Genomic DNA, 15,036 nt, shown 5'->3' on the forward strand with positions numbered 1-15,036 from the left:
TCGCAGGGCAGTCGGTGATTATTGGTTTACACGAAGGGGCCATACTTAAATCATCAGTGTTATTGTACCTGATGCCTTTGCTGATGCTTATTGGTGCAGCTTTACTTGCTTCCTGGTTATTTGACAAAGAGCTGGTGGTGATTCTTGCAGCTATTGTCGGGCTGTTTAGTGGCTTTTGGCTGGCACGGATCATTTCGGCAAAATTACTGTCGAACCCAAGCTATTACCCGATTTTATTGAGAGTGAATGTATAATTGCTGATTAAAGGTCTCGCTATGAAAAAAGCACAGTCAATATTCCTGCTTCTGTTGGTCTTGTGGTTGCTGCCAGCGCTGGCTTGGGCGCAACAATTACCTGATTTCAAAACCCTGGTTAGAGAGGCTGCTCCCGCTGTTGTGAATATCAGTACTGTCCAGAAGGTTCCGGAAGAAAGTCAGGATCCTTTTAGTCAGTTTCGTGGACCGGATGGCGAGGAAATACCTGATATTTTCCGGCATTTTTTCCGCGGTTTTCCTGAGATACCCCAGGCGCCACGTAGAGGGAATCCCGCACCACGATCATTGGGATCAGGTTTTATCATCTCTGATGATGGCTATGTTTTAACTAATCATCATGTTGTTGATGATGCGGATAAAGTGATTGTGCGCTTGAGTGATCGTCGGGAAATAGAAGCTGAAGTCATTGGATCCGATGCGCGCTCGGATGTTGCTTTGCTGAAGATTGAAGCCAGTGATCTGCCTTATGTAAAAATAGGTGAATCTTCAGCGGTAGAGGTTGGAGAGTGGGTGTTGGCTATTGGCTCACCCTTTGGTTTTGACCATAGTGTAACTGCCGGTATTGTGAGTGCAACAGAGCGTTCACTTGCCAATGATACCTATGTGCCTTTTATCCAGACCGATGTGGCGATTAATCCCGGCAATTCAGGTGGTCCCTTGTTCAACCTGAATGGCGAGGTGATCGGTATTAATTCTCAGATTTATACCCGCTCCGGCGGCTTTATGGGGCTATCTTTCGCCATTCCTATGGATGTCGCCATGGAAGTTGCGGATCAGCTGCGTGATACTGGCAGCGTCACTCGTGGTTGGCTTGGTGTTGTTATTCAAGAGGTAAGCCGTGATTTGGCTGAATCTTTTGGTTTGGATAAACCTGCAGGCGCACTGGTTGTGAATGTGATGTCTGACAGTCCAGCCCAGGCGGCGGGTCTGAAAGAGGGAGATGTCATAGTGCAGTTCAATGGTAATGATATCGCCCTATCATCCGATCTGCCACATCAGGTGGGACGCATAAAGCCGGGTGAAAAAGTGCGTGTTGAGGTGGTGCGTGATGGACGGCGTGAGAGGGTTATCGCAACGATCGGATCATTACCTGACGATGACCAGCTGGCTGGGCGTGGTCGGGGAGAGTCAGGTACACCACCGGCTTCTGATACCTCACTGGGGTTGGTGGTTTCAGCGCTTACTCAGGAGCAGCGTTCAAATTGGAATCTGAATGCCGGGGTTGTAGTTACGCAGGTCAATGAGGGGCCAGGTGCAGCGGCTGGGTTGATCAGTGGTGATGTGATTACCATGCTAAATGGAGAAAATATTGAGACACCTGATCAATTTTCTCGAGTTGTAGCCGAATTGCCACAAGACCGGGCTGTACCCATGCGTATTGTTCGCCGAGGCAGTGCGATGTTTATACCTTTGCGACTGACGCCCTGAGTAGCACCTGTATTGTAATTGCTAAATCCGCTAGTTGTTCAGCTTGGATGGCTAGTGGATTGTGTTTGTGTAGATGGCTGAAATCACTGGAATAGGGTAAACTACGGCCCCTGTCCGGGCACTTCTGCCCCTTCCGGAAACTGATTTGAGACACTGACACGTGAGTAATCTGGACCATATCCGCAACTTCTCCATCATCGCCCATATTGACCATGGGAAATCCACCCTGGCTGATCGCTTTATCCAGGTCTGCGGTGGCCTTGCCGAGCGTGAAATGGCTGAGCAAGTGCTGGACTCTATGGATATTGAGCGTGAGCGCGGTATCACCATCAAGGCGCAAAGTGTCACGCTAAATTACACTGCTAAGGATGGTAAAACCTACCAACTGAATTTTATTGATACCCCCGGACATGTTGACTTTTCTTATGAGGTCTCCCGTTCACTGGCCGCTTGTGAAGGGGCATTGCTGGTAGTCGATGCAGCTCAGGGTGTTGAAGCCCAGTCAGTGGCTAACTGTTACACGGCCATAGAGCAGGGGCTAGAAGTAGTGCCTGTGCTGAATAAAATGGATCTTCCTCAGGCAGAACCGGAACGGGTTAAGCAGGAAATTGAGGAAGTGATTGGTATTGATGCAACCCATGCTGTTGCGTGCTCTGCCAAAAGTGGCATGGGGGTAGATGAAGTGCTGGAAGAGCTGGTACGTTTGGTGCCTCCACCTGTAGGTAATCTGGATGGACCTCTGCAGGCACTGATCATCGACTCCTGGTTTGATAACTACTTGGGTGTGGTCTCCTTGGTAAGGGTCAAACATGGCCAGTTGCGCAAAAAAGATAAAATTCTGGTGAAGTCGACCGGTCAGGTGCATAGCGTTGATAGTGTCGGTGTTTTCACACCTAAGCGTTTGGTAACCGATTCACTTAAAGCCGGTGAGGTGGGTTTCATTGTCGCTGGCATTAAAGATATCCACGGGGCACCGGTTGGCGATACGCTGACATTGTCAAAAACCCCTGATGTGGATAGCCTGCCTGGATTCAAGAAGGTGCAGCCGCAAGTCTATGCTGGCCTCTTTCCAACCAGTGCTGATGATTATGAAGACTTTCGTGAGGCCCTTGATAAGCTGACTTTGAACGATGCCTCTCTGTTTTTTGAACCGGAAAGTTCCGATGCGCTGGGTTTCGGTTTTCGTTGCGGCTTCCTCGGCATGCTGCATATGGAAATTATTCAGGAGCGCCTGGAGCGGGAGTATGATCTTGATCTGGTCACTACAGCACCGACCGTTGTGTATGAGGTTGAGCTGAATAATGGTGAAGTGATTTATATCGACAGCCCATCAAAAATGCCTGATCCTGCAGCTATGAAAGAGATGCGTGAGCCCATAGTACAGGCCAGCATTTTAGTGCCGCAAGATTATCTGGGCAGGTGATCGGACTGTGTGTGGAAAAACGTGGTGTGCAGAAAAATATGTTATTTGTTGGTAATCAGGTGCAGCTGCATTATGAATTGCCGATGGCTGAAGTAGTACTGGATTTCTTTGATCGTTTGAAATCAGTTAGCCGTGGATATGCCTCATTAGAGTACAATTTCATACGTTTCGATTCAGCCAAGCTTTGTCGTCTGGATATTTTGATCAATGGTGAAAAGGTTGATGCACTGGCCGTTATATTGCATAAAGATAATGCTTTATATAAAGGCCGTGTATTGTGCGAAAAGATGAAAGAGTTGATTCCCCGGCAGATGTTTGATGTTGCTATACAGGCGGCTATTGGTGGTAAGGTTATTTCCCGTACCACGGTCAAAGCCTTGCGTAAAAACGTACTGGCCAAATGTTATGGCGGTGACGTCAGTCGTAAAAAGAAACTGCTGGCGAAGCAAAAGGAAGGTAAAAAGCGCATGAAGCAGGTCGGACGGGTCGAGATTCCCCAAGATGCATTTCTTGCTGTACTTAAAGTAGATAGCTGAGGTTTACATGGATTTTGATTTTTCGCTGGTATTGGTTAGCTTAACAGCGCTTTCGGGTATTCTATGGCTGATTGATGCACTGTTCTTTGCACCGCATCGCAAAGCGCGTCTTGCAACGGCTGAAGCTGCTCAAAGTCAGCCCTTGCCTGAAACTACCCGGGCTAAAATGTTGCAGCAACCAGGTTGGGCAGACTTGGGTAAGTCGATGTTTCCGGTATTGGCTGTGGTGTTGGTGTTGCGCTCTTTTCTGTTTGAGCCTTTTCAGATCCCCTCTGGCTCCATGTTGCCCACGCTTCAAATTGGCGATTTCATTCTGGTAAACAAATTTCACTACGGACTGCGCTTGCCAGTCACTCATACTAAGCTGGTTTCCATTAATGAACCACAGCCGGGTGAAGTAGTGGTTTTCCGCTACCCCAATAACCCATCTATCAACTATATTAAAAGGGTGATAGGGGTTCCTGGAGATGTGATTAGCTATGAGAATAAAACCTTCTATATTAATGGTGAGGAAGTCGAAGCTGATCTACTTGCCAGATTGCCCCCGGTTAATCCTGAAATACTGCTATTCAATGAAACATTGGGAGAACATAGCTACACAACCTATCAGGATGTGGGGCGACCCTCGATGACAGGGCAGTGGGTGGTACCGGAAGGATATTACTTTACCAGCGGTGATAATCGTGACAACAGTAATGACAGCCGTTACTGGGGATTTGTACCGGAAAACTTGTTGGTAGGTAAAGCGGTGGTCGTCTGGATGCACTGGGATAACTTCTTCAGCTTACCCGATCTCAGTGTGATGCGTAAAATCAGATAGGAATAGGATAATGGAACTTCATACTAGCAATAGACAAAATGGTGCATCTTTTTTTGGTGTTCTGAGTGTGCTGATCGTCCTCGGGGTGATTTTTGCTGTTGGGTTTAAGCTATTTTCGCCTTACTGGGAGTATCGAACCATTTCCTCAGTGGTGAAGGCGACCAGTGAAGATCGTGAAGAGCTGGCAAGGCCGATTACACAGATACGTTCCAACCTTAATCGTCGCTTTCATATTAACCAAGTGTCTTTGCCGAGTCAGGATGCGTTAACAATTACTGAGGATGCTGGCATGATCTTTTTTAACCTGGACTATGAGGTCAGGGTGCCCATGTTCGGTAATGTGGATGCGGTTGTAATGTTCCAGGATAACTACGAAGCCAGAAAGCCTTGAAAAAACCTGTAGAAGAGCTGGCCCGGCGTTTAGGGCATCAGTTTACCGATGAGTCTTTGTTTGAATTGGCGCTTACTCACCGTAGTTGTGGTAAGCGCAATAACGAACGCTTGGAGTTTCTTGGCGATTCTGTGCTGAATTTTGTGGTTGCAGCTGATCTTTATCAGCGCTTTCCTGGTGCTCGTGAAGGGCAGTTAAGCCGTCTGCGAGCTATGATGGTTAAGGGGGAGACACTCGCTGAAATCGCCCGTGAGCTCGGTTTAGGTGATTACCTGCGCCTGGGATCCGGTGAGCTTAAAAGTGGTGGTTTTCGACGTGACTCCATTCTGGCCGATGCCGTGGAGGCTATTATTGGCGCTATCTATCGTGATGCGGGCCTTGCAACCGCTGAATCTTATGTGCTCAAGTGGTATGAAAAACGTCTGGATGAGCTGGATCTGGATGGTTCAATTAAGGATTCCAAAACGCGCTTGCAAGAATTTTTGCAATCACGTCGTTTGGATCTGCCCGACTACGAACTGGTCAGTGTCGAAGGTGAAGCGCATGCACAAACCTTTAATATACATTGTCATACCAGCTTGTTAAGTAACCCGACTGAAGGTCAAGGCAATAGCCGTCGTCAGGCGGAACAGAATGCTGCTAAAGCCGCCTTGATGCAGTTAAAACAGGAGAATCGCCGTGACTGAAGTAACGCGTTGCGGCTTTGTCGCTATTGTGGGTCGTCCCAATGTGGGCAAGTCGACCTTGCTGAATAAAATCCTTGGGCAGAAACTGAGCATTACCTCACGCAAGCCGCAGACAACCCGTCATCAGATTCTTGGTATTAAAACTGAAGGTGCGGATCAGGTGGTCTATGTTGATACGCCAGGACTGCATAATGATGAAAAGGGCAAAGCGTTGAACCGTTTTATGAATAAAACGGCTTCTGACGCTTTACGCTATGTTGATCTGGTCGTGTTTCTGGTAGACCGGACCCGCTGGACAGAAGAGGATGATATCGTACTGGAGAAGCTCCGTTACGTAACTTGTCCGGTTATACTGGCGGTGAATAAAATCGATCAGTTAAAAGAGAAACATGAACTTCTGCCGCAGATTGACGTGCTTGCCAATAAGCGTGAGTTCACGGCGATCATGCCACTGTCTGCCAAACAAGGGCATAATGTGGTTGAGTTGGAACAGTTAGTCAGTCGTTATTTGCCTGAAGGACCCCATCACTATCCGGAGGATCAGATTACCGATCGCAGTTCCCGCTTTGTTGTGGCTGAGATAGTGCGTGAAAAACTGATGCGCAACCTGGGTGATGAAGTTCCTTATGGTATTACGGTCGAGATCGAAGCCTTTGAGCATGATGGCTCGTTGTTGACCATCAGTGCGCTTATCCTGGTCGAGCGGGAAGGTCAGAAACGTATCGTGATTGGTGATAAAGGCGCCGTATTGAAGAATATCGGCCGTGATGCTCGTCTCAACATTGAAACTATGTTTGAGTGTAAAGTGATGCTGAATCTCTGGGTTAAGGTGCGCCGTGGCTGGTCCGATGATGAACGTGCACTACACAGTCTGGGATACAGGCACGAGTAATGTCTCAGCATGCTGAACAGGCTGCAGCCTTTGTTCTGCATTCTCGCCCTTATCGGGAGACCAGCCTGCTGGTTGACCTGTTTACTCTGGAGCATGGTCGGATCAGTGTGGTCGCTCGTGGGGCACGTCGTTCTGGATCAGCGCGACGTTTTACACTGCAACCCTTTCAGGCACTGCATGTTAGTTGGGCGGGTCGACATGAGCTCAAAAATCTGAGTCAGGCTGAAGTGCCTCAAGTCATGGCGCCGCTGGTTGGCAAAGCACTGCTTTGCGGGCTTTATGCCAACGAGTTGCTGCAGCGCCTGTTGCAGCCGGCTGATCCACACCCACGTCTGTATCTTTATTACACCTATCTCATTCAGGAGTTACAGCAGTCGGCTGATCTGGAAGGCGCTCTGCGAACGTTTGAGCGGCAATTGCTGGAAAATTTGGGTTATGGCATAGGGTTCAGCCACTGCCATCCCGGTTGTTATTATCAGTATGATACCCAGCAAGGCATGATTGAAGTTACGGCCGATAGGGGCTGTTATACTGGCACTGATTTATTGGCGATTGCTGAAGATCGTTATGAAACGGTGGATGTCAGGCGTGCAGCCAAACGGTTGATGCGCGAAGCCTTGGCTCCTTTGTTGGGCGTGAAGCCTTTAAAAAGTCGTGAATTGTTTATAAAAACCAGGAGAACGGCATGAACTACCCCAAGCAGCTGTTGCTGGGTGTCAATATTGACCACATCGCTACCCTGCGCCAGGCGCGTGGTACACGTTATCCCGACCCCGTGTATGCGGCCATGCTGGCTGAAGCAGCAGGTGCTGACGGTATTACTGTGCATTTGCGTGAGGATCGTCGCCATATTCAGGAGCGTGATATCCGTTTGCTAAATGAGATGCTGCAAACCCGGATGAATCTGGAAATGGCACTGACCCCGGAGATGCTGGAATTTGCGCTGGACATTCAACCCGCACATATCTGTCTTGTACCCGAGAAGCGGGAAGAGCTGACGACGGAAGGTGGTCTGGATGTCGTGACACATGAATCTCAGGTTGATCACTTTTGTAAAACCCTGGGAGCAACTGGGGCAGAAGTGTCCTTATTTATAGACCCGGATAATGCCCAGATTGATGCTGCTATTCGCTGCGCTGCTCCAGCTATTGAATTACATACGGGTGCCTATGCAGATGCTGTCACGCCTTTGCGACAGCAGGAAGAGCTGATACGCATTAAAGACGCGGCCAGCTACGCTTTTAGTCAGGGACTTATCGTAAATGCCGGGCATGGATTGCACTACCACAATGTTGAGGCTGTTGCCGAAATCCCGGAACTTAATGAACTGAATATAGGCCATGCATTAATTGCTCATGCGTTATTTGTCGGTGTGACAGATGCGGTTAAAGAGATGAAAGCACTAATGCTGGCGGCACGGCAGCGCGCCGAACTGGCAACGCACTCAGGCTTAAAATGATTTACGGGCTGGGTGTTGATATTATTCAGATATCACGTATGCAGAAGGCTCTGATTCGCACTCCTGGGCTGGCTAAACGGGTACTGACTGAGGCTGAATATCAGCTTTTTTTGCAGTCCAGGCACCCAGAGCGTTTTATGGCCAAGCGTTTTGCTGCTAAAGAAGCGGTGGTAAAGGCCCTGGGGACTGGGATTGGTCAGGGTGTTGGCTGGCAGCAGTTGCAAATCGATAAAAATGCGCTGGGTAAACCGCTGGTTACACTCAATGGCTATGCTCAGACCTTGTCAGACGAATTGAACATTCGATATTGGCATTTGTCTTATACCGATGAGAAGGCCTATGTTGTGGCAATGGCTATTGCCGAGAGTTGAGTCAAGACCGGCAAGCCGCTACCATCGCTAGTTTGCAATATATACACAGTGACTCCTTTTTTACTTGCACAGGATTGTAATGATGATATCAACAGGCTATCCCACCATCGCAGACTGTATCGGCAATACACCGCTGGTCCGCTTGCAGCGCATTACGGTCCCGAATAACAATACGCTGTTATGTAAGCTGGAAGGTAACAATCCGGCTGGTTCAGTCAAAGACCGTCCAGCTCTGAGCATGATTGAGTTGGCCGAACGGCGCGGTGAAATTCAACCCGGTGATGTCTTGATTGAAGCAACCTCGGGTAATACCGGTATCGCTTTGGCTATGGCTGCCGCTATAAAAGGCTATAAATTAAAATTGATCATGCCCGCTAATATGAGTAGTGAGCGCAAGGCGGCTATGAGTGCCTACGGTGCCGAGTTAATTGAAGTGAGTAAAGAAGAGGGCATGGAAGGGGCTCGAGATCTTGCTTTAAGCATGCAGGCCGAAGGGCTTGGAAAGGTGCTTGATCAGTTTTCTAATATGGATAATCCTGAAGCGCATTATCAAGGGACCGCTCCTGAGATCTGGCAGCAAACCTGTGGTGAAGTTACACATTTTGTATGTTCCATGGGAACTACGGGTACTATTATGGGGGTATCCCGCTTTCTGAAAGAGAAGAATCCCGCTATCCGTATTGCCGGTCTACAGCCCGCAGAAGGTGCGGCTATTCCTGGTATACGCCGCTGGCCAGAGGCCTATCTGCCGAAAATTTTTGAGAGCGCGCGGTAGATCAAGTATTTGATATAACTCAGGAAGAAGCTGAGGTAATGATGCGGCGTCTGGCTCGTGAAGAAGGGATCTTTGCGGGCGTCTCCTCCGGTGGCTCAGTTGCTGGCGCATTGAAACTTGCTGAGCAAGTGGAAAATGCCACTATTGTGTGTATCATTTGTGACCGTGGAGATCGCTACTTGTCCACGGGTGTTTTTGATCCTCATTAAACTGTCAGGGAAGGAGTAACCACCCTAATGGTTAAGGTACGTGACGAACATCCAGTTAGAGACGATGGTTCAATTGATTTGGAATTATGGCTGCAACGTTTGCAGATGCAAACAGATATCGCCGATGCTGAGCAATTGTGCCGGGCCTGTGAAACAGTTAGCACAGCACTTGAAGTCTCCCGTACTGAAAATGATGATTGGACTGAATCGCATAAAAATTGCTATATCATCGGACTTGAGATGGCACAAATACTGGCTGAGCTTCAGCAGGATCAGGAAACGCTGGTCGCCGCTGTACTCTATCGGGCTGTGCGAGAGGAAAAACTCAGCCTGGCTAAAGTCAAAAATGAGTTTGGTGCCAGTATAGAAACCTGATTCAGGGTGTGTTGCAGATGGCAGCAATCGGTAGTCGTAAAAACCCGCGGCATGATTCTACGGTTCTTGGTGATAGCGAAGGGCAGGTAGATAACCTGCGTAAAATGCTGGTAGCCATGATTGATGATGTCCGCGTGGCATTGATCAAAATAGCTGAACGTACCTGCGCGATTCGTCGGGTTAAAGATGAAAGCCGTAAAAAACGCTACCTGGTTGCCCGTGAAGTCTTTGATATTTACGCGCCCCTGGCTCATCGCTTGGGCATCGGGCACATCAAATGGGAACTGGAAGATCTCTCTTTTCGCTACCTCAAACCGAATGACTATAAAAATATCGCCCGCCTGCTGGATGAAAAGCGCCTGGATCGTCAGCTGTTCATCAATGAAGTGGTAGATCAGCTGCGCAGCCGTCTGGAAGATGCTGCCATTGCCGGCGATGTGCATGGCCGGGCCAAGCATATTTACAGCATCTGGCGCAAAATGCAGCGCAAGAATATTGAGTTCAATCAGGTATTCGATGTGCGTGCTGTGCGTATTTTAGTGCCGGAAATCCGTGACTGCTATACGGTACTGGGGATCGTTCATGGTCTATGGCGTAACATTCCCAATGAATTTGACGATTATATCGCATCGCCCAAGTCCAATGGCTATCGTTCACTACATACAGCTGTATTTGGGCCGGAAGGCAAGGTCTTGGAAATACAGATCCGTACCTTTGAAATGCATGAAGAGGCGGAGCTGGGAGTCTGTGCTCACCACTTGTATAAAGGCACTGATGTACGGGCGCGCCGTGATGGTTATGAAGAAAAAATATCCTGGTTGCGACAAGTGCTGGAGTGGCATGACGACCTCGGAGAAAGCGAAGGCCTGCGGGAAATTCTACGCGGGGATGTAACGCAGGACCGTGTGTATGTCTTCACGCCAGATGGCCATGTTATTGATATGCCATCAGCGTCTACACCGGTCGATTTTGCTTACCGTGTACATACTGAAGTGGGTCATCGCTGTCGGGGAGCTAAGGTGAATGGCCGCATAGTGCCGCTCAATCATGCACTGAAAACCGGTGACCAGATAGAGATTCTTACCAGTAGTGAACAACGTCCACGGCGTGACTGGCTGAACGTTAACCTGGGGTATGTGACTACATCCAGAGCTCGCGCTAAAGTGGCTCATTGGTTCAAGCAGCAAGCCAAGGATCAGAATGCTGAAGCCGGCAGGGATATGGTCGAGCGAGAAATGCGCCGCTTGGCTTTAGATATTCACCAGCTGAATCTGAAGTTGATCGCACACGGCTTGAACTTCAAGCTAGTCGAGGACATGTTTGCGGCGATAGGTGCCGGTGATCTGCGCCTGTCGCAACTGCTTAATGAAGCACAGAAACAGACTGAACCTACGCACGACGAGCAGATGGATCTGCAGCTACTGCCAAGTCAGCATCGCCATGCCATTCATCACGCGCAGGGCAGCGCTGATGCGGTAAGTATTCAGGGTGTCGGTAATCTGTTGACCGTTATGGCCAGTTGTTGCAAGCCGGTACCGGGCGACCCGATTGTTGGCTTTATCACCCAAGGGCGCGGCGTATCGATCCACCATGAAAACTGCAGCAACTTACAAACATTACGGGAAACTGAGCCACGCCGAATCGTATCGGTTGACTGGGATGAAGCAGGTGAAAATACCTATCCGGTTGACGTGATGGTTGAAGCCTATGACCGCTCTGGATTACTGCGGGATGTGATGATGATTCTGGCCAACGAAAAATTAAATATTCTGTCGGCCAATACCAAAACCGATAAGCAGAGTAATATAGCCCGCTTGTCGATGACCGTGGAAATTTCTCGGTTAGAGATGCTGGGACGCTTGATGGATAAGCTTAATCAGTTGCCTAATGTTATCGATGTACACCGAGAAAGAGACGGGAAACACTGATGTATACGTTGGATGATCTGCTGTTTCTTATGGCGCGGCTGCGCAGCCCGCAAGGTTGCCCCTGGGATCAACAACAGACTTTCAGTTCGATTGTGCCGCATACCCTGGAAGAGGTGTATGAAGTGATCGATACCCTGGAACGGGAAGACTGGCCGCATCTAAAAGACGAGCTGGGCGATCTGTTGTTTCAGGTGGTGTTCTATGCCCAGTTGGCAGATGAAGCCGAGTTGTTCAGGTTTGCTGATATTATTGATCAGTTGGTTAGCAAGCTGATTCGACGTCATCCGCATGTGTTTCCGGATGGACAACTCAAAGCGGATCAGCCACTGGCATCGATTGACACAGTTCAGGTTAATCAGCGCTGGGAAGAGATCAAACAGCAGGAGCGTGGGGCCCGCCAGCAACACTCTGTGCTGGATGAAATCCCTCAGGCACTCCCTGCGCTGAATCGTGCGGCTAAATTGCAGAAGCGTGCCGCTAATGTCGGGTTTGACTGGGCTGATGCAGAGGGCGTGCTGGACAAAATTGAGGAAGAAATCGCTGAACTGCGCCAGGCTATCCGTGGTGGTCGTCACAGTGACATGCTGGATGAAGCCGGTGACCTTATGTTTGCCCAGGTCAATCTTTGCAGGCACCTGAAACTTGATCCTGAGCAGGCCCTGCGCAGTACCAATCGTAAATTTGAACGGCGTTTCCGCTATGTTGAAACCCAGGTTAACCAGCAGCGTGGGGATTTCTCCTGCTACACGCTGGAAGAGCTGGATGCGTTCTGGAATCAAGCCAAACAGAGAGAAACAGCCGATGAGCATTAATCTGCATGAAGCCTTACGTGATGATGTACGTATGCTGGGTGATAGCCTGGGGCGAACCATTGAGCAGGATCTGGGTGAAGGGTTTTTAGCACGTGTCGAGCAGATACGTCATTTGGCTAAAGAAGGTCGCAGTGCTGAAAAGCCCGTGCATGATGAGCTATTAGCCGCGATAGAGGGGTTACATAAAGATGAAGTCCTGCCTCTGGCACGTGCGTTTACCCAGTTTCTTAACCTGGCCAATATTGCTGAAGAGCATCATCGCGTGCGACGCCAGCTCGATGCGGATGAGCAGAATGAGCCTGATGATTTGGCTGAACTGATTCAGCAGTTGCATAGCAACTGTGGAAAATCAGCACAGCAAATTGCCGAGACGCTGTCCCAGCTGCAGATAGATCTGGTGCTCACGGCTCACCCTACTGAAGTTAACCGACGTACGCTGATTCAGAAATACGATGCGATTACTGACTGTCTCAAACGGCTGGACAGAAATGAGCCAGTGAATGAGCGGCTGGATCAATTGATCGCGCAGATCTGGCATACCGATGAAATTCGCCGTCAGCGTCCAACCCCGGTTGATGAGGCCAAGTGGGGCTTTGCCGTCATAGAGAACTCTTTGTGGAAAGCTATCCCCCGGTTCTGTAAACGTCTTGATCAGACCCTCCAGACTACCCTGGGTCATCGGCTCCCGTTAGACAGCTCACCGGTGCGCTTTTCATCCTGGATGGGAGGTGATCGTGATGGCAATCCGAATGTTACAGCCAGAATAACCACAGAAGTCTTGCAGTTGTCACGCTGGATGGCGGCTGATTTGTTTGCGCAGGATATCGATGAGCTCAGAAAAGAGTTGTCGATGCATCGTGCCACACCCGAGTTGCGTGAGCAGGTGGGTGAACAGGCTGCAGAGCCTATCGGGTGCTTCTGGGTGGGTTGCGTAATCGACTGGAAGCCACACGGAGTGGTATAGCGGCTCAATTGAGCGGCTTACCAGCGGATACCAGCCAGTGGATCACAGATGATCAGGAATTGCTCAAGCCCTTACTGCTTTGTCATCGGTCCTTGAGCGAATGTGGTATGGAAAATATTGCAGCCGGACTCCTTGAAGATATCATCCGCCGGGTATCCTGTTTTGGTTTGGCGCTGGTAAAAATCGATATTCGCCAAAACGCTGATCGTCATACTGAAGTGTTTGATGAACTCACCCATTTTTATCAGTTGGGAAGCTATGCCAACTGGTCAGAAAGTAATAAGCAGGATTTTCTGCTGCGTGAACTCCAGTCCCGACGCCCACTGATTCCGCACCAGTGGCAACCCTCTGATGCGGTTAAAGAAGTGCTGGATACCTGCCGGGTAGTGGCGGGTACCACACCGGACTCTCTGGGCTCTTATGTCATCTCTATGGCCAGTAAACCTTCGGATGTACTGGGCGTGATCCTGTTGTTGAAAGAGATGGGTATCGATTGGAATATACGTGTCGTGCCACTGTTTGAAACCCTGGATGACCTCGATGGTGGGCCGGACTGTATTGCGGCCTTGCTCAATATCGACTGGTATAAAGCCTATACTGAAAACCGTCAGGAAGTGATGATTGGCTATTCTGACTCAGCCAAAGATGCGGGCCAGTTAGCAGCTGCCTGGGGGCAGTATCGTGCGCAGCAAGCCTTGACCCGTGTGTGTCAGCAGGAGGGTGTGCATCTGACGCTGTTTCATGGACGTGGTGGTACCGTTGGTCGAGGGGTGGCCCAAGTCATACCGCTATTTTGTCACAGCCACCTGGGTCGGTGGCTGGTGCACTACGCGTCACTGAACAGGGTGAGATGATCCGGTTTAAATTTGGTGTGCCTGAAATTGCTATTCGCAATATGGAGTTGTATACCGGTGCCGTGCTTCAGGCCACTCTCTGCCCGGGGTCGCCGGCTGACGATTCATGGTGTCAGTATATGGATGAGTTGGCTGGTGCCGGTTTGCGTGGTTACCGTTCTGTGATTCGTGAAGACCCACAGTTTGTGCCTTATTTCCGTTCCACAACACCGGAACAGGAGCTGGCAAAGTTACCATTGGGCTCAAGACCAGCCAAACGGCGTGTAGATGGCGGTGTAGAAAGCCTCCGAGCTATCCCCTGGATTTTTGCCTGGACGCAGATACGGCTGATGTTACCCGCCTGGCTGGGTTCTGATACGGCGCTGGGTGAGGCGATTGAACGTGGTGAATTGCCTCGACTACAGCAACTCTATGGTGATTGGGCATTTTTTCGCACCAATATCGATATGCTTGAAATGGTGCTGGCTAAAAGTGATGCCAGTATTGCTGCTTATTATGAGAAACGCCTGACCTCGGATGAACTTGGGGTGCTGGGCGCCAGTTTACGCGACCGGCTCAAACAGTGTATTGAGCTGATTAAGCAGATTAAACAGGAAACTCAACTCTTATCGGGGAATCCGATCATTCGTCAATCGATTGAGGTGCGAAATCCTTACCTGGACCCGCTACATTTTTTACAGGTTGAGCTGCTGTACCGTGACCGAAATCAGCCAGATCAGCGTCTGGAGCAGGCATTAATGGTTACCATGGCCGGTATTTCGGCCGGTATGCGCAATACAGGCTAGTGCTAACGTCGAATTGTGGCTGGGTAACCCATGACGTTACCCTCTGTTACTAT

At 49.6% G+C, this 15,036-nt stretch carries 10 protein-coding genes and 4 pseudogenes; all 14 read left to right on the plus strand.

Annotated features, from left to right (window positions below):
- A partial coding sequence (locus LH51_RS00455; protein WP_036518717.1) for a SoxR reducing system RseC family protein occupies positions 1-254 on the plus strand: 254 nt, incomplete at its 5' end.
- A 21-nt stretch (positions 255-275) separates the two neighbouring features.
- The gene (locus LH51_RS00460; protein ID WP_052063313.1) at positions 276-1,703 is read left to right on the plus strand and encodes a DegQ family serine endoprotease; all 1,428 of its coding nucleotides are present in this window, start codon (positions 276-278) and stop codon (positions 1,701-1,703) included.
- 160 nt (positions 1,704-1,863) lie between these two features.
- Positions 1,864-3,662: pseudogene (gene lepA, locus LH51_RS00465) on the plus strand (translation elongation factor 4).
- Positions 3,663-3,669: 7 nt separating this feature from the next.
- Complete coding sequence (gene lepB, locus LH51_RS00470; RefSeq protein ID WP_036518720.1) at positions 3,670-4,482, plus strand: signal peptidase I; 813 nt, start codon at positions 3,670-3,672, stop codon at positions 4,480-4,482.
- Between the two features lie 10 nt (positions 4,483-4,492).
- On the plus strand, positions 4,493-4,873 hold the full coding sequence (locus LH51_RS00475) for a DUF4845 domain-containing protein (protein ID WP_036518722.1): 381 nt from the start codon (positions 4,493-4,495) through the stop codon (positions 4,871-4,873).
- Positions 4,870-5,559 carry a ribonuclease III gene (gene rnc, locus LH51_RS00480; protein WP_036518724.1) on the plus strand — a complete coding sequence of 230 codons (690 nt, stop codon included), beginning with the start codon at positions 4,870-4,872 and terminating at the stop codon, positions 5,557-5,559. Before LH51_RS00475 ends, rnc begins: the two co-directional genes overlap by 4 nt.
- Positions 5,552-6,451: a GTPase Era gene (era, locus tag LH51_RS00485; RefSeq protein WP_200881816.1), complete on the plus strand. Its 900-nt coding sequence runs from the start codon at positions 5,552-5,554 to the stop codon at positions 6,449-6,451. The genes rnc and era overlap by 8 nt, the downstream gene beginning before the upstream one ends.
- The gene (recO, locus tag LH51_RS00490) at positions 6,451-7,140 is read left to right on the plus strand and encodes a DNA repair protein RecO (protein ID WP_036518728.1); all 690 of its coding nucleotides are present in this window, start codon (positions 6,451-6,453) and stop codon (positions 7,138-7,140) included. Before era ends, recO begins: the two co-directional genes overlap by 1 nt.
- Entirely contained in the window at positions 7,137-7,910 is a 774-nt protein-coding gene (gene pdxJ / locus LH51_RS00495) for a pyridoxine 5'-phosphate synthase (RefSeq protein WP_036518730.1), read from the plus strand. Before recO ends, pdxJ begins: the two co-directional genes overlap by 4 nt.
- Complete coding sequence (gene acpS / locus LH51_RS00500) at positions 7,907-8,281, plus strand: holo-ACP synthase (protein WP_036518733.1); 375 nt, start codon at positions 7,907-7,909, stop codon at positions 8,279-8,281. Before pdxJ ends, acpS begins: the two co-directional genes overlap by 4 nt.
- An 82-nt stretch (positions 8,282-8,363) precedes the next feature.
- Positions 8,364-9,265, plus strand: a pseudogene (cysM, locus tag LH51_RS00505) (cysteine synthase CysM).
- 27 nt (positions 9,266-9,292) lie between these two features.
- Positions 9,293-11,568: pseudogene (gene relA, locus LH51_RS00510) on the plus strand (GTP diphosphokinase).
- The gene (gene mazG / locus LH51_RS00515; RefSeq protein ID WP_036518736.1) at positions 11,568-12,380 is read left to right on the plus strand and encodes a nucleoside triphosphate pyrophosphohydrolase; all 813 of its coding nucleotides are present in this window, start codon (positions 11,568-11,570) and stop codon (positions 12,378-12,380) included. The pseudogene relA and the gene mazG overlap by 1 nt, the downstream one beginning before the upstream one ends.
- Positions 12,370-14,983, plus strand: a pseudogene (gene ppc / locus LH51_RS00520) (phosphoenolpyruvate carboxylase). The gene mazG and the pseudogene ppc overlap by 11 nt, the downstream one beginning before the upstream one ends.
- Positions 14,984-15,036: the final 53 nt, after the last annotated feature.

Source organism: Nitrincola sp. A-D6, assembly GCF_000764495.1.
In the GTDB taxonomy this organism is placed as follows: domain Bacteria; phylum Pseudomonadota; class Gammaproteobacteria; order Pseudomonadales; family Balneatricaceae; genus Nitrincola.

What these genes read in the sequence shown, in the direction of transcription:
- LH51_RS00460 (WP_052063313.1), top strand. Translation starts at nt 276, where the DNA reads ATGAAAAAAGCACAGTCAATATTCCTGCTTCTGTTGGTCTTGTGGTTG.
- lepB (WP_036518720.1), top strand. Translation starts at nt 3,670, where the DNA reads ATGGATTTTGATTTTTCGCTGGTATTGGTTAGCTTAACAGCGCTTTCG.
- LH51_RS00475 (WP_036518722.1), top strand. Translation starts at nt 4,493, where the DNA reads ATGGAACTTCATACTAGCAATAGACAAAATGGTGCATCTTTTTTTGGT.
- recO (WP_036518728.1), top strand. Translation starts at nt 6,451, where the DNA reads ATGTCTCAGCATGCTGAACAGGCTGCAGCCTTTGTTCTGCATTCTCGC.
- pdxJ (WP_036518730.1), top strand. Translation starts at nt 7,137, where the DNA reads ATGAACTACCCCAAGCAGCTGTTGCTGGGTGTCAATATTGACCACATC.
- acpS (WP_036518733.1), top strand. Translation starts at nt 7,907, where the DNA reads ATGATTTACGGGCTGGGTGTTGATATTATTCAGATATCACGTATGCAG.
- mazG (WP_036518736.1), top strand. Translation starts at nt 11,568, where the DNA reads ATGTATACGTTGGATGATCTGCTGTTTCTTATGGCGCGGCTGCGCAGC.